The organism is Halomonas chromatireducens, from assembly GCF_001545155.1.
Lineage (GTDB): Bacteria > Pseudomonadota > Gammaproteobacteria > Pseudomonadales > Halomonadaceae > Halomonas > Halomonas chromatireducens.
The window spans coordinates 2,274,727-2,299,354 of record NZ_CP014226.1 but is presented as its reverse complement, the minus strand read 5'-3'; the positions used below and the strand labels follow the sequence as shown (position 1 = coordinate 2,299,354).

The following is a 24,628-nucleotide window of genomic DNA, read 5'->3' as shown; positions in this document are numbered from 1 at the left end:
ATCATGGCCACGACTCAAACCCTGACTCCCGTCATGGAGCGTCAGCGTCGAGCCAACATGCGACGCAATGCCTTCTACCTGTTGTTGATCGTGGTGGGGCTGCTGGCACCCTTCGTTGCCTATCCGGTCTTCCTCATGAAGGTGCTGACCTTCGCGCTGTTCGCCTGCGCCTTCAACCTGCTGCTCGGCTACGCCGGCCTGCTTTCCTTCGGCCATGCCGCTTTCCTGGCTACCGGCGGGTATGTCACCGGCTACCTGCTCTCGAGCTATCCCGGGCTGACACCGGAGCTGGGCATCCTCGTCGGCACCGGGGCTGCGGTACTGCTGGGCATCGCCTTTGGTGCGCTGGCTATCCGTCGCCAGGGCATCTACTTCGCCATGGTGACACTGGCGCTGGCGCAGCTGATGTTCTTCTTCTACATCCAGGCGCCGTTCACCGGCGGCGAGGATGGCCTGCACGGCGTGCCGCGGGGTAACCTTTTCGGCTTGATCAGCCTGCGCAGCAACCTGGCGATGTACTATTTCGTCTTCGCGATCTTCCTGATTGGCTTCGCCATCGTGCAACGTGCCGTGCATTCGCCCTTCGGGCAGGTGCTCAAGGCGATTCGCGAGAACGAGCCGCGTGCGGTGTCGCTGGGTTACAACGTCGATGCTTACAAGCTGCTGGCGTTCGTCATCTCCGCAGGCCTTGCCGGTCTGGCCGGTTCCACCAAGACCATCGTCTTTCAGCTGGCCTCGCTGACCGATGCCCATTGGCATATGTCGGGAGAAGTCATCCTGATGACGCTGCTCGGCGGCGTGGGCACACTGTTCGGGCCGGTGGTCGGTGCCGGCCTGGTGGTAAGCCTGCAGCACATGCTGGCGCAATCGCCGCTGGGCAACTGGATCAACGTCATCCTGGGTCTGATCTTCGTCATCTGTGTGCTCAGCTTCCGTAGCGGTATCGTCGGTGAGATTACCAAGCTGTATCGCAAGAACTTCAAGTGAAGGCCGTCGGTATGGCCACTTTGGGCGCCCCATGTGGGGCGCCTTTTTTGTGGGTAACCTTGCTTGACGCCCATGGCATTGACAAGGACGCTATCGGGGAGGCGAATGCCCCGCAGGTTGGTATGCTGAGGGAGCTCGGTGCAAGGGGCGGAAATGGTCTTGCATCGAGACAGTGTGCATCGGCGTCAGCCGTCGATTAAGGGAACCGAAGCAAGGAGATCATCATGAAATCACGCGCTGCCATCGCCCTGGCCGCCGGCAAGCCGCTGGAGCTGGTCGAGATCGACGTCGAGGGGCCCAAGGCCGGCGAGGTACTGGTGCGTATCGCTGCCACCAGCGTCTGCCATACCGACGCCTTCACCCTCTCCGGCGCCGACCCCGAAGGCCTCTTCCCCTCGGTGCTGGGCCATGAGGGTGCCGGGGTCGTCGAGGAAGTCGGCCCCGGCGTCACCAGCCTCAAGCCCGGCGATCATGTCATTCCCCTCTATACCGCCGAGTGCGGCAAGTGCAAGTTCTGCCTTTCCGGCAAGACCAACCTGTGCCAGGCGGTGCGCGCCACCCAGGGCCAGGGGCTGATGCCCGACGGCACCTCGCGCTTCTCGCTGGATGGCAAGATGCTGCACCACTACATGGGCTGCTCCACCTTCAGCGAGTACACCGTTCTGCCCGAGGTGTCGCTGGCCAAGGTCTCCCAGGAGGCGCCGCTGGACAAGATCTGCCTGCTCGGCTGCGGCGTGACCACCGGCATCGGCGCGGTGCTCAACACCGCCAAGGTGGAGCCGGGCTCCACCGTTGCCGTGTTCGGCCTCGGTGCCATCGGCCTGGCGGTGATCCAAGGGGCGCAGATGGCCAAGGCCAGCCGCATCATCGCCATCGACGTCAACCCGGACAAGTTCGAGCTGGCGCGCCAGTTCGGTGCCACCGACTTCGTCAATCCCAAGGAACACTCGGACCCCATCCAGCAGGTGATCGTCGACCTGACCGACGGCGGAGTCGACTACTCCTTCGAGTGCATCGGCAACGTCAACGTGATGCGCCAGGCGCTGGAGTGCTGTCACAAGGGCTGGGGCGAGTCGGTGATCATCGGCGTGGCCGGGGCCGGCGAGGAGATCTCGACGCGGCCGTTCCAGCTGGTGACGGGACGGGTATGGCGCGGTTCGGCCTTCGGTGGGGTGAAGGGGCGCAGCGAACTGCCGGGCTACGTGCAGCGCTACATGGACGGCGAGATCAAGATCGACGAGTTCATCACCCACGACTTGCCGTTCGAGCAGATCAACGAGGCCTTCGATCTGCTGCATGCGGGCAAGAGCATCCGTACGGTGCTTCGCTTTTGATAGACGCCCGGAGGCGCGAGGCTGTTACGATATCTCAGAAGACGCATGAGAGATTCGCGCCCGACTGTTATGCCGTTCCAGGCGCTGTCTATTGAGAAGCAAGGTAAGGAGACCGAACGATGACCATGACCGAACAGATCGAGCTGGTATCGGCCAACAAGAGCTTCGGCGGCTGGCACAAGCGCTATCGGCACCGCTCGCGGGCGCTGGACTGCGAGATGGTATTCNCGGGGCGGCGATTCCAGACGTAGGGTGGCGTTTGCGGCCAGCCCGCCGGTGAGTCCTCCCAGTTTTCCTGGCGACCGTAGGGTGTCAGGTCCAGATAGGTCCACAGGCTGCCGAGGTATTCCACGCCGCGTTTGCCGCTGAAGTAGGTCCGATAGATACGCTCGTCGTCGGACAGAAAGACGCTGATGCCATGTCGCTCGCCGCGATCGGTGTCGGGAGCATGACAGTTGCAGCTCGTCACGCCCATGTCCTGATTAAAGTCGCTGCCGAGTGACGAGTACCACGTCGGGTGTTGCCAATCCATGCGTGCCTGATAGCGCAGAAGCTTTTCCCTCGATGCACGGGAGACCAATGCCAGGGTGGTGTCGCGGGCGTGCAGGTGGGCGGGGTGGGTCATGGCGTCCACCACCCAGGAACAGCCGTCGCAGCCGGCCTCCCAGTCGGGGCCGAACATGAAATGGTAGACGATCAGCTGGCGGCGCCCCTCGAACAGGTCGAGCAGGGTAGTTTTACCCTGTGGCCCGTCGAACACGTAGTCAGCGCTCACCTCGACCATTGGCAGGCGGCGGCGGGCGGCATTGAGCCTGTCGCGTTCCCTTGTGTGAGCCTTCTCGCGGGCGATTTGCGCTTCCAGGGCGGCGCGCCATTCGCTTTCGGAGACGATCGGAGGCAGGGGCGAGGTCATGTGGTGCGACTCCTTCCGTTGCATAGCGGGAGGTGTGGCCAAGAACGTTGTCAGCCATATGGTTGAATATTCTAGAAGTGCGTATCGCTTATGGCAGGCATTACTACTTCCTTGACGTAGGAGCTCGGCGACAACGTCAGCAGCGTGCGAACCAAATGCACCACGTCGTGCATGGGAATTAGCTCGCCGTCGCCGCGCAGTGCCGCGCGCTCGAGAGGTACGGCCAGGTCATCTTCGGTATTGAGATGACCGAGCTGCAGGCAAGTGACCGCCAGGCCCGGGTCACGAAAGCCCTCGCCCAGCCCCTCGGCGAAGGCCCGGCCCAGGCCCTGGCTCGCTCCCACGATCATGATGCGCATGCTTCTTTCCTCGCTGTAGTGACGTTGCCAGCACCGTAAGACCTCAAGTGCAGCTTAGGTCAAGTCGCAAGCGTCCAAGCATCGCTGTCAGTGCTACCTCCGTTGTGCGGCCTTGCGACTTGCCCGACGATTCTCCAGCGTCTGCTCGGCGTCTTCCTTCAGCGGCAGGCGCGAGGCCCACAGGATGTCGTCGCGGCGGTGGTTCATGTCTTCGAGCATGTGATCGTCCTTGGCCAGCAGCGGCATGAAACGCTGGCGGAACTGCCTGCGGCGCCGGTATTCCCACCACTTGGTTTCGAGCTTGTGGATCAACCCCAGCGGAGGCATGGCCGGCATGAAGAAATCCGGCTTGGGCGGTGGGATGGGGCGCTTCTCGGCCACCGAGTTGGGCTGGCGAAGTGGTTCGTACTGGCTCATGTCGCACCTCCTGGCAGGCAGCCGCCATAGGGGACGGTTGCCATGCACTCTTTGGATTAAGGGAGGGTCGCGACCTCTGGGGATAGCTTGGCTTGACGGGTTTGATCAGGCAAACGAAAAGGTCTACATTGTGCTATAAGAAAAATTGAAAGGCTTCCTCATGACAGCTGCCACCCTGCCGAACGGTAATAGCGCCCTGCCGCTGCTCGACTCGGATGTACTGCGCACCTTCGTCGCCATTGCCGAATGCGGCAGCTTCACCCGAGCCGCCCGCCAGGTGTTTCGTACGCCCTCGGCGCTCAGCATGCAGATCAAGCGCCTGGAAGAGACGCTGGGCCAGGCGCTATTCGTACGCGAGGCCCGTCAGGTCAGGCTCACGCCGGAAGGGGAGATACTGCTCGGCTACGGGCGGCGTCTGCTCAGGCTCAATGAGGAAGCGGTGACCCAGTTTCTGTCCCCTTCCTTGGAAGGGCGCATCGGTTTCGGCACGACCGATGATGTGGGCACACGAATCCTGCCAGGTGTGCTGGGTCAGTTCGCCCGCTCGCACCCGGCTGTGCAGGTCGATGTGGTCGTGGGCAGCAGTCGGGAGATGCTCGCCCGCCTGGACGCTGGCGACCTTGACCTGGTGTTGGTTACCGCCGGCAATCCGGGGCAGGAAGTGCGCGGTGAGATCGTGCATAGCGAGGCGCTGGTATGGGCGGGGCGGGAAGGCGGTATCGCTGCACAGCGCTCGCCGCTACCGGTAGCCCTGGCCCATCATGGCTGTGCCTGGCGGGGGATGGCTCTCGACGCGCTGGACCATGCCGGTATGAGCTATCGGATCGCTTATACCTGCGAGCATTGTGCCGGCCATGAGGCAGCCATGCTCGCCGACCTGGCCGTGTCGCCTTTTCCACTCAGCTTGATCCGCCCACCGCTGCGACGGATCGATGCAAGTCTGCTTCCGCCGCTGGGAGACTACCAATTGGAACTGGTCAAACGACCCGGTGCCGGCCAGGCCAGTGAGGCTCTGGTGGGGTATGTGATGGACGCCTTCCGCAAGACCTGAGCGTTCTCCCGTGGGTTGCCCTCAGTCGGCGGAGGCGACGTCAGGTCGGTAGAAGAGGAACGCGTCGGTTTCGGCGGTCAGCAGGAACTCGTTGGCCCAATGTGGTTGTACCGTGCGGTCATGGAAATAGAGCGCTCCGTCCGTGTGGTCGGGTAGCTCCTGATTGAGAGCCAGGCGCGCCACTTCCTTGGCCACTTCGTAGGCGTCGTCCTNTTTCGCCTTTTTCGGTGATGTTGGGGTTGATGGTCTTCTTGATCAGGTCGTGGCTGATGGCAGAGGAGATTGCCAGCAACAGACCCGCCGCGGTGGAGAGTGCCGCCGCGATGCCGCCGTCGAGTATGCGCTCTGGCAACGATTCCATGCCCCCGATGACATCCAGCGGCAGGCTGAAGGCGAAGATCGAGCCCTTCGTCGGCTCGCTTTCGACCGTGATTCGCCCCCCCATCTGCTCCACCAACTGCCGGCTGATGGCGAGTCCCAGCCCCGAGCCTCCATACTGCCGGGAGTGGCCTGCCGTCGCCTGGCGAAACGCCTGGAACAGGTCCTGTTGCTCCTGAGGAGTCAGCCCGATACCGGTATCGCTGATGCTGACGCGTAGAAGGACCTGATTCTGGTGGGAGTGATCCTCCACCATGACCCGTACGATGACTTCTCCCTGCTCGGTGAATTTCAGGGCGTTGTGTACCAGGTTGATCAGAACCTGGCGGATGCGTAGCGGGTCGCCGCGAAGCGGTGAGGGGACGTCGTCATAGACCAGGCCCAGCAGGTGGAGCCCCTTCTGGTGGGCCAGCGGCGCCTGAAGCCCCAGGGCCTCGTCCACCAGAGACACCATATCCACCTCTGCGCGGTCGAGCTCGAGGCGTCCTGCCTCGATGCGCGAGAAATCCAGCACGTCATTGACCAGGGCCAGCAGGTTGTCGCAAGCCACCTGGACCTGATCGAGCCATTCTCGTTGTCGCGCCTCGAGGCGCGAGCGCCCCAGCAGGCGACAGAAGCCGACGATACCGTTGAGCGGGGTGCGAATCTCGTGACTCATGCTGGCCAGGAATTCCGACTTGACTCGGTTGGCCTCCAGGGCGCGGCGATGGGCCAGGTCGAGCTCGATGTTCTTGATCTCGATGGTTTCCATCGACTCCTGCAGGTCGGCGGTGGTCTGCTCGATCTGGCGCTGCATATTGTCCCGAGAGTGTTCGAGACTGTCCCCGAGAGCATTGACCTGATGGGCCAGTTGGCGCAGTTCCGGGGGGCCCTCCTCAGCCAGCCGAGTGTGCAGATCGCCATTGCGCAGGCGTCGCAGTGCGTCGGTGGCACGGTTCAGGTTGCTATCCAGACGCCGTCCCAGCGAGGAGGCGAGCAGGAACAGCAGCAGCCCGAGTAAGAGTAGCCCAAGGCCGGCACTGGCCAGGCGGCGGTAGTGGTCCAGGGCCAGTGCCCGTGAATCGATGTCGATTTCTAACCAGGCGAGCCCTTGAACGATGCCATTCTGCTCGGGCAAGTCGAGGGGCACCATGAGTCGCCACATGTCACCCCGGGTGTCGAGCCGGGTTTCCTGAGGCGTTGCACTGGCAACCTGGGCACGGCTGCGTCCCAGCTCCAGTATCGTCATGCCGGCTTCGGTATAGACACCGACGCCACGGGCTTCTTCGATATCGAGCAGGCGATGAGCCAGTTTGTCCAGATGCGCCTCATCATTGGCTATCAGGGCCTGGGCGAGCGTCGGCGCCTGTAGCTCTGCGGCGGTAGTCAGGCGATCACGCAGTGCCGACTTGCGCCACTCGGATTCCTGATGCAGGCCCAGCGTCACGACGATCATCAATACCAGTAGCGGAAGGCAGAGCAACCATAGCGTCAAGCGGTTTCCGAGCGACATCGGTAATCCTTTATCACGGCACTTCTCAAGTCAGTATGCCACAGCTGCCCGGGATGCCTGTCCAGTGAGAGGCGTCACGGATATAATGCTGAAAAGACCTTTCCATAAGGACGGTTACATGCATTTTCCTACCATTGCGGACGTGGTTGGCAATACGCCCCTGGTGCGGCTCAAGCGTATCACGGCTGGCCGTAATAACACGCTGCTTGCCAAGCTCGAAGGTAACAATCCAGCCGGCTCGGTTAAGGACCGCCCTGCGTTGTCGATGCTCGAACAGGCCGAGCAGCGTGGTGAGATCCAGCCGGGGGACACCTTCGTGGAGGCCACTTCGGGCAACACAGGTATCGCACTGGCCATGGCGGCGGCGATCAAGGGCTACAAGATGGTTCTGATCATGCCGGAAAGCGCCTCCAGCGAGCGCAAGCAGGCCATGGCGGCCTTCGGTGCCAAGCTGATCACCGTCAGCAAGGAAGGCGGCATGGAAGAGGCGCGCGACCTGGCCGAGGCGATGATCGCCCGGGGCGAGGGCAAGCCGCTCAACCAGTTCGCCAACGCCGACAATCCGCTGGCACACTATCTCGGCACCGGTCCTGAACTGTGGGACCAGACCGACGGCACGATTACCCATTTTGTCAGCTCCATGGGGACGACGGGAACCATCATGGGGGTGTCGCGCTACCTCAAGGAGCGCAATCCCGCTATTCAGATCATAGGCCTGCAGCCGGAGGACGGTGCCAGTATCGCCGGTATTCGGCGCTGGCCAAAGGAGTACTTGCCGAGCATCTTTGACGCCTCCCGTGTGGATCGGGTGCTCGACATCGGTCAGCATGAGGCCGAGGAACACATGCGCCGGCTGGCCAGGGAGGAGGGCATCCTGGCAGGCGTCTCTTCCGGGGGGGCTCTGGCAGGGGCGCTGCGTATCGCCGCGGAGGTCGAGAATGCGGTGATCGCCTTCATCGTCTGTGATCGTGGCGATCGCTACCTCTCCACCGGCCTGTTTGCCCCGGAAGCCTGACGTGGCGATGCTTGGCAAGCGACGGCCGTCGCGTCAACGCTCGGGTGTCTCCGGCCTCCAGGGGCGGAGCGAGCCCCCCGTACGGACGACCGACCCCGAGGTGACGGCGGTCACGGTTCAGCGCCTGGCCCATGATGGCCGCGGCGTGGCGCGTTCTGCCAGCGGCAAGACACTGTTCATCGATGGTGCCTTGCCCGGAGAGCGTCTCGAGGTAGCGGTTCACCGTTCGCGCAAGCGGTTCGATGAAGCCCATGTTCGCGAACTCCTCGAAACCTCTCCGGAGCGGGTCGATCCTCCCTGTCCCCACTATGCTCAGTGTGGCGGCTGCGATCTCCAGCATCTGGCCGTGTCAGCCCAACGGCAGCACAAGCAGGCCGTGCTGGCCGACCTTCTGGCTCGAGAGGGCGTCACCCTGCCGACTTCACCCGCCCTGCTGGCAGGCACTGCGTCCGGCTATCGACGCCGTGCCCGGCTGGGCGTGAAGGTCGATGCACAGGAGCGGGTCCACCTGGGTTTTCGCGTCCACCATGCCAGTCGCCTCGTGGATGTGGAGCACTGCCTGGTGCTGGTGAGCGTTCTGGAGGCGCTATTGGTACCGTTGCGCGTACTGCTTGCCCAACTGGAGGCGCCGCGTCAGGTTGGACATCTGGAACTGATCGCCGCCGATGGCGTGACCGCAGTGGTGGTGCGTCAGCTGCGAGACAATCATGCCGACCGCCAGCGCTGGCAGGTGTTCGCCCGTGACCATGGGGTGGCAGTGGGGCGCCTGGTGGGGCGCGACGCGCCCGTGTTCGAGTGGTTGGGCAGTGCGCCCGATCTCGCCTATCGCCTGCCCGGCAGCGGTGGTGATCTCAAGCTGTGCTTCGGCCCCGGCGACTTTCTCCAGGTCAACGAGGCGGTCAATGCGCCATGTGATCGGTGAAGTAGCGACCGAAGCCGGGATTCTTGAGGATATCCTCACGGATCGGCGTCGCCGTGGGGGTGGCGTTGGGGTGTAGGTCAAAGCTTGCAGTGGGCACGGCAAAGAGTCTCCGCAGTCCCTGGAACGGCCACCGGCCGTTCTCAAGGGGGCGATACAGGAACATCGAGCCGGCGTGAGCCGACTCGATGCGTTGTCAATGGTTCACATGTAAAGGTTGCCGAGCACGATGGCAACCCTCTTGATGCAGATGGCGTGCCAGTGCGCCATCTGCTTGGCTCAATTGTCGCCGATCTCGACGCTGGTATCAGCCTCCCGGTCCAGCAGGTACTGGGTCAGCAGGCCTACCGGGCGACCGCTGGCCCCCTTCTGCTTGCCCGAAGTCCAGGCGGTGCCGGCGATGTCCAGGTGCGCCCAGGGGAACTTGTCGGCGAACCGCGAGAGGAAGCAGGCGGCAGTGATAGTGCCGGCCGGGCGGCCGCCGATATTGGCCAGGTCGGCGAAGTTGGAGTCGAGCTGCTCCAGGTACTCCTCCCACAGCGGCATGTGCCAGGCGCGGTCCCAGGCGGCTTCGCCGGCGTCCAGCAGGTCCAGCGCCAGGTCGTCGTCGTTGGAGAGCAGCCCCGTGGCGTGGTGGCCCAGGGCGATGATGGCCGCCCCGGTGAGGGTAANCTGCGGATCTGGCTGGAAAGCATGACTACACTGGCCCTCCCCGCCCGTGACCTGCCAGAAGCCATCGGTGTCCCGGCCTGGCTCACGACACTGGTGCTGGGCGGCATCCTGCTGGCCTGGGTGCTCTCCAGTGCAACGTTTCGCGCCTCACCCCGGGACTGGCTGGGCGGCAATCCTAACCCTCAGCTGGTTCTCGAGGCCTGGCTGGTACGCTGGTCGGCCCTGTTGCGTTCCTGATACAGGGGTAAAGGGAGGAGATCGCATGTCACCACAGAAAGCCCTGTCGCTGACCATTCAGGACACGCAGACCCTGCTTTCCGCCTACATGCCGCTGCTTGAGCGGGGCGGTATCTTCGTGCCCACTCGCGAGCGCTACGAGCTGGGCCAGGAGGTCTACCTGCTGTTGACCCTGCCCGGCGACAGTGAGCGTATGCCGGTGACCGGCCAGGTCGTCTGGGTCTCGCCGGATGGCGTGGCTGGACGTCGGGTGCCGGGTATCGGCATTCACTTCAGCCCCGAGGATCAGCCAGTACGGGATCGGATCGAAACCCTGCTGGCCGGCCAGTTGGACAAGGGCGCGCCGACCTATACCCTCTAAGCGCTAGCGCCTAACCATTGAGCGGTAGCGCCTGCCGCTATATCCCCGCCCCTCACCTGATGAGTCGTTCTTCGCATGTTCGTCGATTCCCATTGCCATCTCGACCGCCTAGACCCCCAGACACACAGCGGCGACCTCGCTGCAACCCTGGATGCCGCCCGCGCCCGTGACGTTCGCCAGTTCCTGGCCATTGCGGTGACGCTGGAAGCGGTGCCCGAGCTCGCCAGGATCAGCCGCGAGCACGCCGACGTGGTGATCTCCGCCGGCGTCCATCCGCTGCATCGGGTGGATGACGAGCCCGACGTCGAAGCGATCAAGGCCTGTGCCGACCGGTATGGCGCCGTGGCCATCGGTGAGTGCGGGCTCGATTATCACTATCTCGACAAGGCCCCCGACAGCGTGCCGCCGAGAGAGGTGCAACTGGAGCGCTTTCGTCGCCACCTGATCGCCGCCACCGAACTGGAGCTGCCGGTCATCGTGCATACCCGGGAAGCCCGGGAGGAGACCCTGTCGCTGATTCGCGAGCATACCGACCCGGCTGCCGGTGGCGTCCTGCACTGCTTTACCGAAGACCTGGACATGGCCCGGGAGGCCGTGCGTCACGGCTTTTCGATCTCGCTTTCGGGTATCGTCACCTTCCGCAACGCCGAGTCGATTCGCGACGTGGCTCGTCGGGTGCCGCTGGACCGGCTGCTGATCGAGACGGATAGCCCCTACCTGGCGCCGGTGCCTCACCGGGGCAGGCCCAACGAGCCGGCCTGGGTGGTCGAGGTGGCCGAGTGCATCGCGCGGGAGCGGGGCATCAGTATCGAGGAGGTCGCCATGCAGACCACCGCGAATTTCTACCGGCTGTTTCGAGCGGCCGCGCCGGAGGCGCCCGCAGAGATTCGCGACGCCCTGGCCAATGCCGGCTTGGTATAGACTGGTGTCAGTGACGGAGGTGAAAGATGAACCTGGAGCCGCTACTCGAGCATGTCGAGCCCGTCGGACAGATACCGCCCGTGGACCGTTGGCATCCGCAGCAAGTCGGCGAAATGGACCTGAGGATCGTTGCCGACGGACGCTGGATTCATGAAGGTACGGTGATTGGGCGTCCGCGCCTGGTCAGGCTGCTGTCGACCCTGCTGCGGCGTGAGCAGGATGGCCACCATTACCTGGTGACCCCGGTCGAGAAGCAGCGCATTCAGGTGGAGGACCGCCCCTTCGTGATCGTCGATGCCGAGCGGGAAGGGAAGGACTGGTGGCTGACCACCAACGTCGGCGACCGGCTGTGCCTGGATGAGGCGCACCGCCTGACGGTAAGCGATACCCCCGACGGGGTGGCGGTGCCCGAAGTCGCGGTGCGCTTCGGCCTCTCGGCCAGGCTGGGTCGCAACGTGTTCTATCGCCTGGTGGAGGACGCCGAGCAGCGCACCACCGATACTGGCCGGATCGAGCTGGGGCTTTCCAGCAGCGGTGTCTGGCAACCGCTGGGCGAACTGCCGGACGACCCTTCGTGAGACTCACCGCGGAGCAGCACGCCGTGGTCACCCATGGCGCCGGGCATGCCCGGGTCGCCGCCGTGGCCGGGGCCGGGAAGACCACCACGCTGGTGGCGCGGGTGCTGCATCTGCTGGCCAGTGGCGTGCCTGCCAACCGTATCCTGGTGCTGATGTTCAATCGCTCGGCCCGGGAGGACTTCCAGCAGCGTCTGGCGACCATGGCCCCCCGGGGCCAGCGGCTGCCCGATGTGCGCACCTTTCACGCCCTTGGCCACCGGCTGACCGGTAGTCTGGCTCGCTGGGGTGTGCTGCCTGAGCGTCGCCTGCTTTCCGCCGACTGGCAAGTGGAGCGCCTGCTGCGCCAGGCGACCCTGGAAGTGCTGGAGGACCCGACGCAGCGCGAGACGGCCCTGGAGGCGGATACCCTCGAGGCGCTTGCCCACTTCTGTGGCCTGGTGAAGGCCGAGATGTTGGCGCCGGCGGCCCTCTATGAGCGCCTCGACTTCGGTGACGAGACGCGACACTTCGTGGAAGCCTTCCAGCGCCTCGAGCAACTGCTGGCCGAACACGGATTGATGACCTTTTCCGACCTGCTCTACCGGCCGCTGCGCGCACTGGAGGCCGACCCGCAGCTGGCGAAGCGTGTCCAGGGCTACCTCGACCACGTCATCATCGATGAGTATCAGGACATCAACCAAGCGCAGCTGCGCCTGCTGGCCACCCTGGCCGGAGCTGAAGCCGACGTCATGGCCGTGGGCGATGCGAACCAGTGCATCTACGAGTGGCGTGGCGCCCATCCCGACGCCATGCGCGAACACTTCACCGCCACCTTCGGCGCGGCCATCGACTACCCCCTTTCCACCACCTTCCGCCACGGCCATGCGTTGGCGCTGACGGCCAACCACGCCATCGCCGCCAACCGTCGCAGGCCCGACCAGCTCTGCCTTGCCGCTCCGGAGAACCCACGCACTACCCTGGCCGTCGATCAGGGCAGGGAGGCATTGCCCCAGGCGCTCGCCGCCTGGCAGGGTGAGGGGCGTCGTCTCGACGAGGCTTGCCTGCTGGTGCGCAGCTGGGCGCTGTCGGTGCCTTTCCAGCTGCGGCTGCTCCAGGCGGGCATTCCCTTTCGGCTCTCCCGCGAGGATCGCTTCGTGTTCCGGCTGCCGCTGGTGCAGGCCCTGTCCGGCTACCTGCGGGTGGCGAGGAATGCCGCCTTGCTGCAGGACCCCGAACTGGTGCGCCGGCTATTGGAGCAGCCGACCCCTTTCGTGGCCCGGGAGCGCCTGTCGGCGTTGGCCAGCCGACTGGCGGAGACGCAGACCTTTCCCGACCGACACGATCCGCTGCTGGCCAGTCTCAAGCCGATACAGCGGCGTAACCTCAAGCGGCGCTGGGCCCTGCTCTGCGAACTGCCGCGCCTGGGCCTCTGGTCCCCCGCTCGCCTGCTGGCCCATGTGGTGGAGAGTCTCGACGCCGAGAAGGTGCTCAAGCGCGCCGCCGCACGCCGAGAGAAGGGCGAGGAGGACGTCCGGCTACTCGATGTGCTGGTGGAACAGGCCGGTGAGGTGAAAGAGATCGATGCCTTCATCGAATTGCTGGAGAGGCCGGTGGAGAACCACGCCGACGGCGTCTTGATCACTACGGTACACGGCGCCAAGGGGCTGGAGTGGCCGCTCGTGGTCCTGGCCGGGGCCAATGAGGAGGATTTTCCCCATTACAGCCGCGACAACCCGCTGACCCCGGAGCGGCTGGAAGAGGAGCGGCGGCTCTTCTATGTGGCCATTACCCGCGCCCGGGAGCGGCTGCTCATGCTGCATGATGGGGGAGCGCATCGCCCGAGTCGGTTCCTCGCCGAGATGGCCTGGCAGGATTGTACGCGGGTGGCTGCTCGCCTGGAGGGCGCCGACAGCGACGACGACTCTCCGCTGGCCGTCACCTCGCCAGCGCTGGTGGCCCGCTATCTCGAGACGCTGGGCCATGAGGTGCCGCTTCGGCCGCTGGCCGACTCGGTCCTGGCCGAAGCGCAGGCCGGCTATTGGGCAGGCGAGTTCCAGCCGGGGCAGTGGCTGCGGCATGCGGTCTTTGGTGAAGGCGAGATTGCCGTGGTGGAGGGCGACCCGGCCGACCCGGTCATCGAAGTGCGCTTTGCCCAGGCGGGGCGGCGCCGCTTGCTGGCGCGGCGTGCCCCCATCGAGATGCTGTCCGCGCATCTGGCGGCTTCGCCCCTCTGATATCGTCTCTCGAGATCGAACTACGTGAGATACCCTCAAGAGAGACCCTCAAGACAAGGAGCCGAACATGAGCCGTGTGCTGATATCCGCTGCGGAGCTTGCCGAATCACTTGAGGCGGGGAAGCCGCCACTCGTGCTCGACTGTCGTGCCCGCCTGGGAGAGCCGGGCGCTGGGCGGCGCCTATGGGAGGCCGGGCATATTCCCACTAGTCAACATCTCGATCTGGACCGCGATCTCGCCGGGCCGCCAGGGGAGGGTGGGCGCCACCCCTTGCCGGAGCGGAATGCCTTCACTGCCTTTGTTCAGCGCCTTGGCATCACGCCAGTCACGCCGGTGGTCGTGGTCGATGACATGGGCGGGCAGTTGGCGGCGGCACGGGCCTGGTGGATGCTGTTCTGCTGGGCCGGCCATCCCGATGTTCGGCTCCTGGATGGTGGCTTGAGGGCATGGCAGGAGGCGGGCGGGCCGCTGGTGCTTGGCCAGGAGCCTGCCCCTGAGCCTGCCACGTGGCAGCCTTGCTTCGATGATGAGGCCTGGGTCGATGCTGATGCGGTGCTGGCTGGGGGTGACTTGAAGGTCGATGCGCGCAGCCTGGAGCGCTTTCGCGGTGAGGCTGAGCCCATCGATCCGGTAGCGGGGCATATACCCGGTGCAGTTTGTCGGCCCAGTGCTGCCAATCTGACTGAAGCAGGCCGCTTCAAGGCAGCTGATACGCTCGATGCCGAACTTCCCCGTGCCGATGCCGTTGTCGCCTACTGTGGTTCTGGCGTGACCGCCTGCCACAATATCCTGGCCTATGCGATTGCCGGTCGCCCCTTGCCCCGGCTGTATGGGGGGTCATGGAGCGAGTGGATTCGTGATCCGTCCAGGCCGTTAGTGCGTGGCTAATTGATGCATCTTGTATTGCTCGCCATGCAGGCGGTAGCGTCGGTCGTTGGGCTTCAAGGAATCGACATGCATGGGAATCCGGGGGATATCACATGAATTTTACGCTTATTGGTGCGGCCGGTTATATCGCGCCTCGTCATATGCAGGCCATCAAGGAGACGGGCCATGACCTTGTGGCAGCCTACGACATCAATGACTCGGTGGGCATCATCGATTCTATATCGACAAACTGCTCGTTCTTTACCCAGTTCGAATATTTCCTCGAACATGCCTGGCGGCTGAAGCGGCAAGGTAACAAAGCTATCGATTACTGGGTGGTCTGCTCCCCCAACCACTTTCATAGCGCCCATATCTCGGCTGGGCTGCATCTTGGCTGCGAGGTGATCTGCGAGAAGCCCCTGGTATCGACGCCGGCCCAGCTTGATGAGCTGCGTTGCATCGAAGAAGAGACCGGGCAACGGGTCTACAGCATCATGCAGCTGCGCCACCATCCGGCCATCCATGAATTGCGGGACAAGGTAATGGCAGAGCAGCGCGTTGGTCAGTACGACGTCGAACTGACCTATATCACCGCTCGCGGTCCTTGGTACCTGGCCAGTTGGAAGGGCGATCCGCGCAAGTCTTTCGGCGTGATGGCAGAGATCGGCATCCACTTCTTCGACATGCTGCATGTGATCTTCGGCGAGTTGAAGCGCATGGTGCTGCACTACCATGACGAGCACAAGGCTGCCGGCTATCTCGAATACGAGAAAGCGAAGGTGCGCTGGTTCCTCTCCATCGACGCCGAGGATCTGCCCGAGCGCGTACGTGGCCAGCACTCGACCTATCGCAGCATTACCTGCGACGGCGAAGAGTTCGAGTTTTCCAGCGGTTTTACCGATCTGCACACCGTCAGCTATCGCGAGATTCTCGCCGGGCGCGGCTTTGGGATCGAGACCGTGCGACATTGCCTCGAGACTGTCTATCAACTGGGCCAGGCGAGCCCGGAGGCGCCGCGAGCAGAAGAGGCCCACCCCCAGCTGTCCCGTATCGCCTCGGCTCGTGCTGGCGATGTCCCCACCCAGGATTGAGCGGAGGAGGTCGAGTGAACTTCATTGATCTTGCCGCGCAGCAGGCGCGTATCAAGCCCCGGTTGGACGCCGCCATTCAGGAAGTCCTGGCTCACGGCCGCTATGTGCTGGGGCCAGAAGTGGCCGAGCTGGAGCGCCGCCTGGCCGACTATGTAGGCGTCTCTCACTGCATCGGCTGCGCCAATGGCACCGATGCACTGCAGATCGCGCTGATGGCCCTCGATATCGGCCCGGGCGATGAGGTGATCGTGCCCGGTTTTACCTTCATCGCCAGTGCCGAAAGCGTTGTGCTTGCTGGTGCCAGGCCGGTCTATGTGGACATCGACCCGCATACCTACCTGCTCGATCCCGCTCGGGTCGAGGCGGCCATCACACCGCGAACCCGTGCCATCATGCCGGTCTCGATGTTTGGCCAGTGCGCCGACATGGAGTCGATCGAAGCGCTGGCGCAGCGCCATGGGCTATATGTGGTGGAGGATGCCGCGCAAAGCTTCGGCGCCACCCGCCATGGGCGTCGTTCCTGCGGCCTGTCACGCATCGCATGCACCAGCTTCTTTCCCAGCAAGCCACTCGGTGCCTACGGTGACGGTGGTGCCCTGTTCACCGACGACGATGCCCTGGCAGAGGCAGCTCGCCTCGTGGCCCGACATGGTGAGGCCCGGCGTTACCACCATACCCGAGTGGGCATGAACAGTCGGCTCGATACGCTTCAGGCTGCCATACTGCTGGCAAAGCTCGATATCTTTGACGAAGAGCTGGTGCTGAGGCAGCAGGCAGCCGAGCGCTATGACAGGTTGTTGGGCGAGTCCGGTGTCGTCACGGCGCCGACCTTGGCAGCAGGTAATACCAGCGTGCATGCCCAGTACAGTATCCGCGTACCGCGTCGTGATGAGGTGCAGGCGACGCTGGCCGATGCCGGCGTGCCGACCGCCGTACACTACCCGGTTCCGCTCAATCTCCAGCCTGCCGTTGCTGATCCTGACCGTCGCTTGCCAGTCACCGAGGCGGTATGCCGGGAGATACTTAGCCTGCCGATGCATCCCTATCTTCAGGCCGAGCAGCAGCGGCGGGTAGTCGAGGTGCTGTTAAAGGCGTTGGGCTGAGGCCTATCGGCGCCAACGAAAAGGGCGTGCCACCTGGCACGCCCTTTATCCTTTGATACGACTACATGTTGGGATAGTTGGGGCCGCCGCCGCCCTCCGGTGCCACCCAGGTGATGTTCTGGGCCGGGTCCTTGATGTCGCAGGTCTTGCAGTGCACGCAGTTCTGGAAGTTGATCTGGAACTGCGGCTTGCCGTCGTCGCCTTCGATCACCTCATAGACACCCGCCGGACAGTAGCGCTGAGCCGGCTCGGCGTACTTGGGCAGGTTCTCGCGGATCGGTAGCTCCGGATCGGCGAGTCTCAGGTGACAGGGCTGGTCCTCCTCGTGGTTGGTATTCGACAGGAACACCGAGGAGAGCTTGTCGAAGGAGAGCTTGCCGTCCGGCTTGGGGTAGTCGATCTTCTCGAACTCGCTGGCTGGCTTGAGTGCCGCATGGTCCGGCGTGGTGTCATGGACGTTGGGCAGCTTGCCGCCTAGCAGCTGATTGATGAAGTTGTAGGCGCCACCGCCCACGGTGCCGTACTTGTGGATCGCCGGGCCGAAGCTGGCGCTTTCCTTGAGTTCAGCATAGGCCCAGCTTTGCTCCCATTTTTCGGTAAAGGCGGTAAGTTCCAGGCCACCCTCATCACCTCCCGCTATCGCCTCGAAGACCGCCTCGGCCGCCACCAGGCCCGACTTCATGGCAGTGTGAAGTCCCTTGATCTTGGCGAAGTTGAGAGTGCCGGCGTCACAACCGATCAGCAGGCCACCCGGGAAGGTCATCTTCGGCAGGCAGTTCAGGCCGCCCTTGGTAATGGCGCGAGCACCGTAGGCGATGCGCTTGCCGCCATCCAGGTGCTGCTTGAGTACCGGATGGTGTTTCATCCGCTGGAATTCGTCGAAGGGCGACAGCCAGGGGTTCTGGTAGGAAAGGTCCATTATCAGGCCGACCACCACCTGCTGGTTTTCGGCGTGATAGAGGAACCAGCCGCCGTGGGTATCCTTGGCCAGCGGCCAGCCGGAGCCGTGCAGCACCAGGCCCGGTTCGTGTTTCTCGGCGGGTATGTCCCACAGCTCCTTGAGGCCGATACCGTAGTGCTGCGGGTCACGCCCCTCGTCCAGCTTGAACTGTTCGATCAGCCGCTTGCCCAGATGGCCACGGGAGCCTTCGGCAAACAGGGTGTACTTGGCCAGCAGCTCCATGCCCGGCATATGGCTGTCCTTTGGCGTGCCATCGGCCGCAATGCCCATGTCGCCGATCAGGATGCCCCGGACCGTGCCATCTTCGTCCTGGATCACGTCCTGGGCGGCGAAACCGGGGAAGACCTCCACGCCGAGTCCTTCCGCCTGCTCGGCCAGCCAGCGGCAGAGGTTGCCGGCGCTGATCACGTAGCGGGCTGACCCTCCACCGTGGTTCTGGCCGCCGGTATTGTGCATGCTCTTGGGTACCAGGGCGTTGGGCAGCTTCTGGGCCTTCTCGGCATCCTTGAGCAGGTAGAGCTCGTCGCGAATGGCCGGCGTGGTGAGCGGGGCGCCGCGCTCTTCCCAGTCGGGAAAGAGTTCGGCCAGGGCACGGGGTTCGAAGACGGCGCCCGAGAGGATGTGCGCCCCCACCTCGGAGCCTTTCTCCACGACGCACACCGTCAGTTCCTGCTCTGCTTCATTGGCCTGCTGCATCAGGCGGCAGGCCGCCGCCAGGCCCGAAGGCCCGGCGCCGACGATGACCACATCGAACTCCATCGAATCCCGCTCTACTTGCTCTGACATCCGGTCGCTCCTCACTCATTCGCCGTCGGTTACGGTCTACCACTAACGTCGATAGTCATTAAAACGGTCGTTTGCTTCTCGATATTCTCCATGATAGGCATAATAGACGACTCAGGACACCCCTACGATGGGCAATGTGTCAATTGGCTGACCAAGGTCTGGCCGTGGAAGGGATTGTTGCCATGGGTGCGCCTGTGGCACATTGGGAAGGTTTTTCGGTGCGGTGCCTATCAAACGCTTGCATGAAACGCATGGGCAGCGCATGGACACAGAGGCATGTCAGCCGGTTCGTGGCCCAACGGCTGGCCTAGCTGACATAGGAAGCGCTGGTAGCTTCGGTTCCAACCGGGTAGATCAGCGAGTCCCTAACCAGATGGTTCACAGAGCGAACCAAGCGAGGACACCATGAAAGTACTCGTCGCGGTCAAACGCGTCATCGACTACAACGTCAAGATCCGCGTCAAGGCGGATCACAGTGACGTCGACCTCACCAACGTCAAGATGGCCATGAACCCCTTCTGCGAGATCGCCGTGGAAGAGGCGGTGCGGCTGAAGGAAAAAGGCGTGGCCACTGAGGTCGTGGCCGTGACCATCGGTCCCAAGGCCGCCCAGGAGCAGCTGCGTACCGCCCTGGCACTGGGTGCCGACCGCGCGATCCACATTGAAACCGACGAGCGGGCCGAGTCGCTGGCGGTGGCGAAGCTGCTGGCCAAGGGGGTGGAAGAGGAGCAGCCGGGCCTGACGATTCTCGGCAAGCAGGCGATCGATACCGACAACAACCAGACCGGCCAGATGCTGGCTGCCCTGTCCGGCCTGCCCCAGGGCACCTTCGCCTCGGAAGTGGCGGTCGACGGTGACACGCTGCAGGTGACCCGCGAGATCGACGGCGGCCTGCAGCCCGTCGAGCTGACCCTGCCGGCCATCGTCACCACCGACCTGCGCCTCAACGAGCCACGCTACGCCAAGCTGCCCGACATCATGAAGGCCAAGAAGAAGCCCATGGACGTCAAGACCCCGGCGGACCTCGGCGTCGAGGTGGCCTCGAAGGTCACGCTGCTCAAGGTCGAATCCCCGGCCGAGCGCAAGGGCGGTATCAAGGTGGGCTCCGTCGACGAGCTCGTGGACAAACTCAAGAACGAAGCCAAAGTGCTTTAACAGGAGCTGATTTCATGAGCATTCTGGTACTTGCAGAACATCACGACGGCCAGCTCGCTGGCGCCACCGCCCACGTGGTCGCCGCAGCTCAAGCCATCGGTGGCGACATCGATATCCTGGTCGCCGGCGAGAACGTTGGCGCCGTGGCCGAGGCCGCCGCCAAGCTGGACGGCGTGGCCAAGGTCCGTGTGGCCGACAACGCCGCCTATGCCCACCAGCTGGCCGAGCCGATGGGCGCGCTGCTGGTCGAACTGGCTGACGGTTACAGCCACGTGCTGGCCAGTGCCTCCACCACCGGCAAGAACGTCATGCCGCGTCTCGCCGCGCTCAAGGACGTCAGCCAGATCTCCGAGATCGTCGCGGTGGACTCGGCCGACACCTTCAAGCGTCCGATCTACGCCGGCAACGCCATCGCCACCGTGCAGAGCGCGGACAGCCTCAAGGTCATCACCGTGCGCAGCACCGGCTTCGATGCGGTGGCGGCCGAAGGCGGCAGTGCCGCCATCGAGGCGGTGGACTTCGTGGCCGACAACAGCCAGTCCTCCTTCATCAAGCAGGAACTGGCCGAGAGCGACCGCCCCGAGTTGGCTGGAGCCAAGGTGGTCATCTCCGGCGGTCGCGGCATGGGCAGCGGCGAGAACTTCAAGCTGCTCGACGGCATCGCCGACAAGCTGGGTGCCGCCATCGGCGCCTCACGGGCCGCGGTGGACGCCGGCTTCGTGCCCAACGACATGCAGGTGGGCCAGACCGGCAAGATCGTCGCCCCCGAGCTCTACATCGCCGTGGGCATCTCCGGTGCGATCCAGCACCTGGCCGGGATGAAGGACTCCAAGGTGATCGTGGCGATCAACAAGGACGAAGAGGCGCCGATCTTCCAGGTGGCGGATTACGGCCTCGTTGGCGACCTGTTCGAGATCCTGCCGGAGCTCGAGAGCAAGCTGTAAGGCAGTGCGGCAACTGCGTCGGCTGACCCTGGAAAAGCAAAGGGCCCCGCGAGGGGCCCTTTGTCGTGTCAGGCTGCGCTCAACCGCTCGCTGACGTGTTCGAGGTGGTGATCGCTGTCACCCAGGTAGTGGTCGAACATCACCAGGTGTTTGGCGTAGTGGGAGACCAGACACTCGTCGGTCATGCCCATGGCGCCGTGCAGTTGGATAGCCTGTTCGGCGACGAAGCGGGCGGCTTCCCCGCAGTAGGCCTTGGCCGCTGCAATACGGTAGTCCCGTTCGGTCTCGGGCAGGTCGAGGCTCGTTGCGGCGAGGATCGCCATGGAGCGGGCCTGCTCGAGATGCAGGTGCATGTCGACCATACGGTGCTGCAGCACCTGAAGGCTGGAAAGCGACACGCCGAACTGACGGCGCTCCTTGAGAAAAGCGAGGGTCTGGTCGCAACTCTCCTCCATGGCGCCCACGGCCTGCGCACAGAGGGCAGCCATGCCTCGTGCGAGTGTGGCACCCAGGGCGTTCGCGCCATCCTCGGCAAGACAGTCTGACGCCTCCAGCACCACACCCTCCAGGACCAGGTCGCTGGCCGGCTGGTCGTCAATGGTGTGGTAGTCGCAGCGAGTCAGTCCGGGAGTGCCGGCTGGCAGCAGAAACACACCCAGGCGATCGCCGTCGAGCCGTTCGTGCCTGATTCGGGCGGTTATGAGGATGGCTGCGGCAGACGCTGCGCCCATGACCAAGTGCTTGCTACCTTCGAGACGCCAGCCATCGCCATGGGGATAGGCTGTGGTGGTGATGGCGCCGGGATCGTAGCGTGAGTCCCGTTCCTGCCACGCCAGCGCCAGCTGGTGTTCGCCATCGAGCAGGGGTGTGAGCCAGCGTGAACGCTGGTCGGGGTCGGCAAGCCTGGCCAGGAGGTCGCCGGGGAGAAGCAGCCCGGCCAGGTAGGGTTCCGACACCAGGCCACGCCCCAGCGCCTGCATGATGATCATCAGGTCGGTACCGTCGCCGCCCAGCCCGCCGACTGTCTCGGCGAAGGGCATATGCAGCAGGCCAAGCTCGGCAAACGTCTGCCACAGGGGAGAAGCCTCACAGCCAGCAGGATCCAGGCGGCTGCCGTGTCGTTGCAGTGGGGCCTGGTCGGCGATCAGACGCTCCAGGGTGTCGGCGAGCATGCGCTGCTCGTCACTGTAGGAAAAGTCCATGGGGGCTCCTTACATGCCGAGAATTGTCTTCGCAACGATGCTCTTCTGAATTTCGTTGGCACCGCCGTAGATGGAGAGCTTGCGGCGGTTGAAGTACTGAGCGCTGGCGGCGGCCGCTTCGGCCAGTTCAGGATCGTCGAACTCGGCATCACCGTGCAGAAAATCGGGGAAGAAGGGCAGCGCGGCGGGTCCCAGGGCACGGCGGGTCAGTTCGCTCAGCTCCTGGCGTAGCTCCGATCCACGCACCTTCAGCAGGGAGCTTTCCGCGCCGGGGACGCCGCCGTCACGGGCAGCAGCGATTACCCTCAGGTTAGTGACTTCCAGTGCCATCAGCTCCAGTTCCGCCTTGACCACTCGGTGGCGGAAGCTCGGCAGTTCCAGAAGCGGTTTGCCCCGATGCTGGACATGCATCGCCAGCGTCTTGAGATGGCGAAGTGCCTGCTTGGCGTGGCCCAGGCCGGCGATGCCGGTGCGTTCATGGGTGAGGAGAAACTTGGCACAGGTCCAGCCCTCTCCCTCCTCGCCCACGCGATTCGCCACCGGCACGCGCACCTCATCGAGAAAGACCTCGTTGACCTCATGGGCGCCATCAAGCGTCACGATCGGACGTACACTGATACCGGGGCTTGCCATGTCGATCAGCAGAAAGCTGATGCCGGCCTGCTTCTTGGCCTCGGGGTCGGTGCGCACCAGGCAGAACATCATGTTGGCGTGCTGGCCAAGGGTGGTCCAGGTCTTCTGACCAGTGACGATGTAGTGATCGCCATCCCGCACGGCGCGTGTACGCAGGCCAGCCAGGTCGGAGCCAGCGCCGGGCTCGGAATAGCCTTGACACCACCAGTCACGGTTGCCGAGGATCCGTGGCAGATAGTACTGCTGCTGTTCCTCGCTGCCGAACTTCATCAGCACCGGGGCGACCATGTTGACGCCGAACGGTACCACGGTCGGTGCGTGGGCGGCGGCGCACTCCTCGTCGAAGATGTGACGCTGCACCGGACTCCAGCCGGGGCCGCCATGTGCCTTTGGCCAGTTGGCGCCGAGCCACCCGCGTTCGCTCAACAGGTTTTGCCAGCGAATATGGTCATTGGCGGTGAGACGCCGCCCCAGTCGCACGCGCTCGCGAATGGCGCTGGGCAGGGAGGTTTCGAGGAAAGCTCGCACCTCCTGACGGAATGCCTGTTCCTCGGCGGTGAAGGTCAGGTTCATGAAGCGTTCTCCGAAGTGTCGGAAAGGGTCAGGCTTGCCTGGCGATGGGGGCCGCCAAGGTGTCGGGGATAGCCAAGGGCCTCGATGGCCAGCAGGTCGATATCGCTGTTGCGGTAGGCCCAGCCGCGCTCGGACAGCGTAAGGCTGACGGTTTCCATGGCCGCATGAGGGGTTGCCACAGCATCGTCTGACGCTTGGGTCAGCACCGCCAGCAGGCTTCCCCGGTTGCTGACGACAACCCCTTGGCGCAGAACCTTGAGAAGGTTGGCTACCGCCTGCTGTTCGGTGGTTTCTGCGCCCAGTGAGACCAGCTCCACTAGCGGGCCCCTGTCCGGCACAACCAGGGCCAGCTCGGCCTCTATCCCCTCGAGATCGGTGGCCTCGGTGGCCGTCAGCAGCACGATACGCAGGGCGTCTGCAGGGCATGAGCCGGCATCGGCACCGGGTGCCATCAGGCAGGCCTGGGTCGACGGAACCGGGGAGGCGGTCAGCGTGACGCCGGCACGCTCGGCGTTAGCCTCAAGTTGGCGAAAAAGGGAATGTTCGCCGAGCAGGGCAACCTGGGTTAGGGTCGGCGTGTCATCGGCACCGGGGACCTTGTGGGGCGCGCGGGCGGCAAAGAAGGCGTGAATCAGTCCCGCCCGCTGGGGGGAGTCCATGCAGGCCAGGAACAGCTCGCGTTCGCGGCGAAGGCCTTCATCGAGACTGCCCTCGGTACTGGCGGCAATGGCCTCGACACAGCGAAACGGCGAGAAGAGCTCGGGCACTTCAGCCTCAAGCCGGCTTCGGTAGTCGGCGATGGCCTCGGGGTTGGACTGGGCCGGCGGTAGCTCGCCGGTCACACGGGGCTGGAGCTTGCCCGCGAGCATCTCCCGGGCCACAGCCAGGCCGGCATCGAGGGGGCTGTCCGCGTCGCGGATGGTATCGACGATGCCAAGTGACAGGGCTTCATCGGCGCTGGCGAATCGGCCGCTGGTAATCAGGTCCAGGGCGGCTGCGACGCCGGCAAGGCGCGGCAACCGCTGGGTACCGCCCGCACCCGGCAGCAGCCCGAGCTTGACCTCGGGCAGACCGACCCGTGTGCCAGGCAGGGCGACCCGTAGCTGGCAGCCCAGCGCGACCTCGAGCCCGCCTCCAAGCGCGGTGCCGTGAAGTGCCACGACGATGGGCTTGCTACTGGTCTCGAGATGCCGGATCACATCCGGCAGCAGCGGGGCCTGGGGGGGCTTGCCGAATTCCCGGATATCCGCACCGGCGATAAAGGTGCGGCCCTTGGCGACGAGTAACATGGCACGGACGTCATGGTCCTCGATACCCTTGGCTACCGCTTCGACCAGGCCTTGCCGTACCGCCTGTCCCAAGGCGTTGACGGGCGGGTTGTCGATGGTGATCACACCGATATTGTCATGGCGATGGTAAGTGACCGGTGTCGTCATGGGGCGGGGCTCCCAGTGTCAGCAATGGG

At 64.2% G+C, this 24,628-nt stretch carries 23 protein-coding genes and 3 pseudogenes; 15 read left to right on the top strand and 11 right to left on the bottom strand.

Annotated elements, in window-relative coordinates:
- The first annotated feature begins 3 nt into the window (after positions 1 to 3).
- The 3 genes and pseudogenes from LOKO_RS10650 to LOKO_RS20210 form a co-directional block, all read left to right on the top strand.
- Positions 4 to 987, top strand: a complete 984-nt coding sequence (locus LOKO_RS10650; RefSeq protein WP_066448772.1) for a branched-chain amino acid ABC transporter permease — start codon at positions 4 to 6, stop codon at positions 985 to 987.
- A gap of 224 nt (positions 988 to 1,211) precedes the next feature.
- Positions 1,212 to 2,321, top strand: coding sequence for an S-(hydroxymethyl)glutathione dehydrogenase/class III alcohol dehydrogenase (locus LOKO_RS10645; RefSeq protein WP_066448770.1), 1,110 nt, complete (start codon positions 1,212 to 1,214; stop codon positions 2,319 to 2,321).
- Positions 2,322 to 2,440: 119 nt separating this feature from the next.
- Positions 2,441 to 2,548: pseudogene (locus tag LOKO_RS20210) on the top strand (S-formylglutathione hydrolase); the annotation flags it as partial.
- Here the strand turns inward: LOKO_RS20210 and LOKO_RS10640 are convergent.
- The 3 genes from LOKO_RS10640 to LOKO_RS10630 all read right to left on the bottom strand — a co-directional run bounded on the left by LOKO_RS10640 (position 2,506) and on the right by LOKO_RS10630 (position 4,010).
- Complete coding sequence (locus LOKO_RS10640; protein ID WP_066448769.1) at positions 2,506 to 3,234, bottom strand: DUF899 domain-containing protein; 729 nt, start codon at positions 3,232 to 3,234, stop codon at positions 2,506 to 2,508. The pseudogene LOKO_RS20210 and the gene LOKO_RS10640 sit on opposite strands and share 43 nt — an antisense overlap.
- Before the next feature lie 71 nt (positions 3,235 to 3,305).
- On the bottom strand, positions 3,306 to 3,593 hold the full coding sequence (locus LOKO_RS10635) for a Rossmann-fold NAD(P)-binding domain-containing protein (protein ID WP_201025312.1): 288 nt from the start codon (positions 3,591 to 3,593) through the stop codon (positions 3,306 to 3,308).
- A 93-nt stretch (positions 3,594 to 3,686) separates the two neighbouring features.
- Entirely contained in the window at positions 3,687 to 4,010 is a 324-nt protein-coding gene (locus LOKO_RS10630; RefSeq protein WP_066448767.1) for a hypothetical protein, read from the bottom strand.
- Between the two features lie 160 nt (positions 4,011 to 4,170).
- Between LOKO_RS10630 and LOKO_RS10625 the strand changes: the two genes are divergently transcribed.
- A complete protein-coding gene (locus LOKO_RS10625; protein ID WP_066448766.1) occupies positions 4,171 to 5,061 on the top strand; it encodes a LysR family transcriptional regulator in 891 nt (296 codons plus the stop codon).
- 21 nt (positions 5,062 to 5,082) lie between these two features.
- Here LOKO_RS10625 and LOKO_RS20725 read toward each other — a convergent pair whose 3' ends face one another.
- Positions 5,083 to 5,244, bottom strand: a complete 162-nt coding sequence (locus tag LOKO_RS20725) for a cell wall hydrolase (RefSeq protein ID WP_235588842.1) — start codon at positions 5,242 to 5,244, stop codon at positions 5,083 to 5,085.
- Positions 5,180 to 6,571, bottom strand: a complete 1,392-nt coding sequence (locus LOKO_RS10620; RefSeq protein WP_470303296.1) for an ATP-binding protein — start codon at positions 6,569 to 6,571, stop codon at positions 5,180 to 5,182. Before LOKO_RS10620 ends, LOKO_RS20725 begins: the two co-directional genes overlap by 65 nt.
- Positions 6,572 to 7,049: 478 nt before the next feature.
- Between LOKO_RS10620 and cysM the strand changes: the two genes are divergently transcribed.
- The gene (gene cysM, locus LOKO_RS10615; RefSeq protein WP_066448761.1) at positions 7,050 to 7,946 is read left to right on the top strand and encodes a cysteine synthase CysM; all 897 of its coding nucleotides are present in this window, start codon (positions 7,050 to 7,052) and stop codon (positions 7,944 to 7,946) included.
- Between the two features lie 7 nt (positions 7,947 to 7,953).
- Entirely contained in the window at positions 7,954 to 8,868 is a 915-nt protein-coding gene (locus tag LOKO_RS10610; RefSeq protein ID WP_083517718.1) for a TRAM domain-containing protein, read from the top strand.
- Here the strand turns inward: LOKO_RS10610 and LOKO_RS20640 are convergent.
- Together LOKO_RS20640 and LOKO_RS10605 are read right to left on the bottom strand one after the other, a co-directional pair.
- A pseudogene (locus tag LOKO_RS20640) lies at positions 8,849 to 8,965 on the bottom strand (branched chain amino acid aminotransferase); the annotation flags it as partial. The gene LOKO_RS10610 and the pseudogene LOKO_RS20640 overlap by 20 nt on opposite strands.
- A 179-nt stretch (positions 8,966 to 9,144) precedes the next feature.
- Positions 9,145 to 9,534: pseudogene (locus tag LOKO_RS10605) on the bottom strand (leucyl aminopeptidase); the annotation flags it as partial.
- 265 nt (positions 9,535 to 9,799) lie between these two features.
- On the opposite strand from LOKO_RS10605, the gene LOKO_RS10595 reads away from it, so the two are divergent.
- The 7 genes from LOKO_RS10595 to LOKO_RS10565 all read left to right on the top strand — a co-directional run bounded on the left by LOKO_RS10595 (position 9,800) and on the right by LOKO_RS10565 (position 16,909).
- A complete protein-coding gene (locus LOKO_RS10595; protein ID WP_066448748.1) occupies positions 9,800 to 10,135 on the top strand; it encodes a PilZ domain-containing protein in 336 nt (111 codons plus the stop codon).
- Between the two features lie 75 nt (positions 10,136 to 10,210).
- Positions 10,211 to 11,056 carry a TatD family hydrolase gene (locus LOKO_RS10590; RefSeq protein ID WP_066448740.1) on the top strand — a complete coding sequence of 282 codons (846 nt, stop codon included), beginning with the start codon at positions 10,211 to 10,213 and terminating at the stop codon, positions 11,054 to 11,056.
- Positions 11,057 to 11,082: 26 nt separating this feature from the next.
- On the top strand, positions 11,083 to 11,634 hold the full coding sequence (locus LOKO_RS10585; protein WP_066448739.1) for a DUF1285 domain-containing protein: 552 nt from the start codon (positions 11,083 to 11,085) through the stop codon (positions 11,632 to 11,634).
- Positions 11,631 to 13,847 (top strand): ATP-dependent helicase, encoded by a 2,217-nt coding sequence (locus LOKO_RS10580; RefSeq protein WP_066448738.1) that lies wholly within the window; start codon positions 11,631 to 11,633, stop codon positions 13,845 to 13,847. The genes LOKO_RS10585 and LOKO_RS10580 overlap by 4 nt, the downstream gene beginning before the upstream one ends.
- 67 nt (positions 13,848 to 13,914) lie before the next feature.
- Complete coding sequence (locus LOKO_RS10575; RefSeq protein WP_066448736.1) at positions 13,915 to 14,736, top strand: sulfurtransferase; 822 nt, start codon at positions 13,915 to 13,917, stop codon at positions 14,734 to 14,736.
- A gap of 92 nt (positions 14,737 to 14,828) precedes the next feature.
- Entirely contained in the window at positions 14,829 to 15,806 is a 978-nt protein-coding gene (locus LOKO_RS10570; RefSeq protein WP_066448734.1) for a Gfo/Idh/MocA family oxidoreductase, read from the top strand.
- Positions 15,807 to 15,820: 14 nt separating this feature from the next.
- Positions 15,821 to 16,909: a DegT/DnrJ/EryC1/StrS family aminotransferase gene (locus tag LOKO_RS10565; RefSeq protein ID WP_066448731.1), complete on the top strand. Its 1,089-nt coding sequence runs from the start codon at positions 15,821 to 15,823 to the stop codon at positions 16,907 to 16,909.
- 61 nt (positions 16,910 to 16,970) lie between these two features.
- On the opposite strand, the gene LOKO_RS10560 is transcribed toward LOKO_RS10565, so the two are convergent.
- Positions 16,971 to 18,656, bottom strand: coding sequence for an electron transfer flavoprotein-ubiquinone oxidoreductase (locus tag LOKO_RS10560; RefSeq protein WP_066448729.1), 1,686 nt, complete (start codon positions 18,654 to 18,656; stop codon positions 16,971 to 16,973).
- A 405-nt stretch (positions 18,657 to 19,061) separates the two neighbouring features.
- Here LOKO_RS10560 and LOKO_RS10555 point away from each other — a divergent pair, with 405 nt between their 5' ends.
- On the top strand, positions 19,062 to 19,811 hold the full coding sequence (locus LOKO_RS10555) for an electron transfer flavoprotein subunit beta/FixA family protein (protein ID WP_066448726.1): 750 nt from the start codon (positions 19,062 to 19,064) through the stop codon (positions 19,809 to 19,811).
- 14 nt (positions 19,812 to 19,825) lie between these two features.
- Positions 19,826 to 20,755 (top strand): electron transfer flavoprotein subunit alpha/FixB family protein, encoded by a 930-nt coding sequence (locus LOKO_RS10550; RefSeq protein ID WP_066448724.1) that lies wholly within the window; start codon positions 19,826 to 19,828, stop codon positions 20,753 to 20,755.
- Between the two features lie 68 nt (positions 20,756 to 20,823).
- On the opposite strand, the gene LOKO_RS10545 is transcribed toward LOKO_RS10550, so the two are convergent.
- The 3 genes from LOKO_RS10545 to LOKO_RS10535 are packed head-to-tail and all read right to left on the bottom strand — an operon-like array spanning position 20,824 to position 24,599.
- Complete coding sequence (locus LOKO_RS10545) at positions 20,824 to 21,957, bottom strand: acyl-CoA dehydrogenase family protein (RefSeq protein ID WP_066448721.1); 1,134 nt, start codon at positions 21,955 to 21,957, stop codon at positions 20,824 to 20,826.
- Between the two features lie 9 nt (positions 21,958 to 21,966).
- A complete protein-coding gene (locus LOKO_RS10540) occupies positions 21,967 to 23,163 on the bottom strand; it encodes an acyl-CoA dehydrogenase family protein (RefSeq protein ID WP_066448720.1) in 1,197 nt (398 codons plus the stop codon).
- Positions 23,160 to 24,599 (bottom strand): enoyl-CoA hydratase/isomerase family protein, encoded by a 1,440-nt coding sequence (locus LOKO_RS10535; RefSeq protein ID WP_066448717.1) that lies wholly within the window; start codon positions 24,597 to 24,599, stop codon positions 23,160 to 23,162. Before LOKO_RS10535 ends, LOKO_RS10540 begins: the two co-directional genes overlap by 4 nt.
- Positions 24,600 to 24,628: the final 29 nt, after the last annotated feature.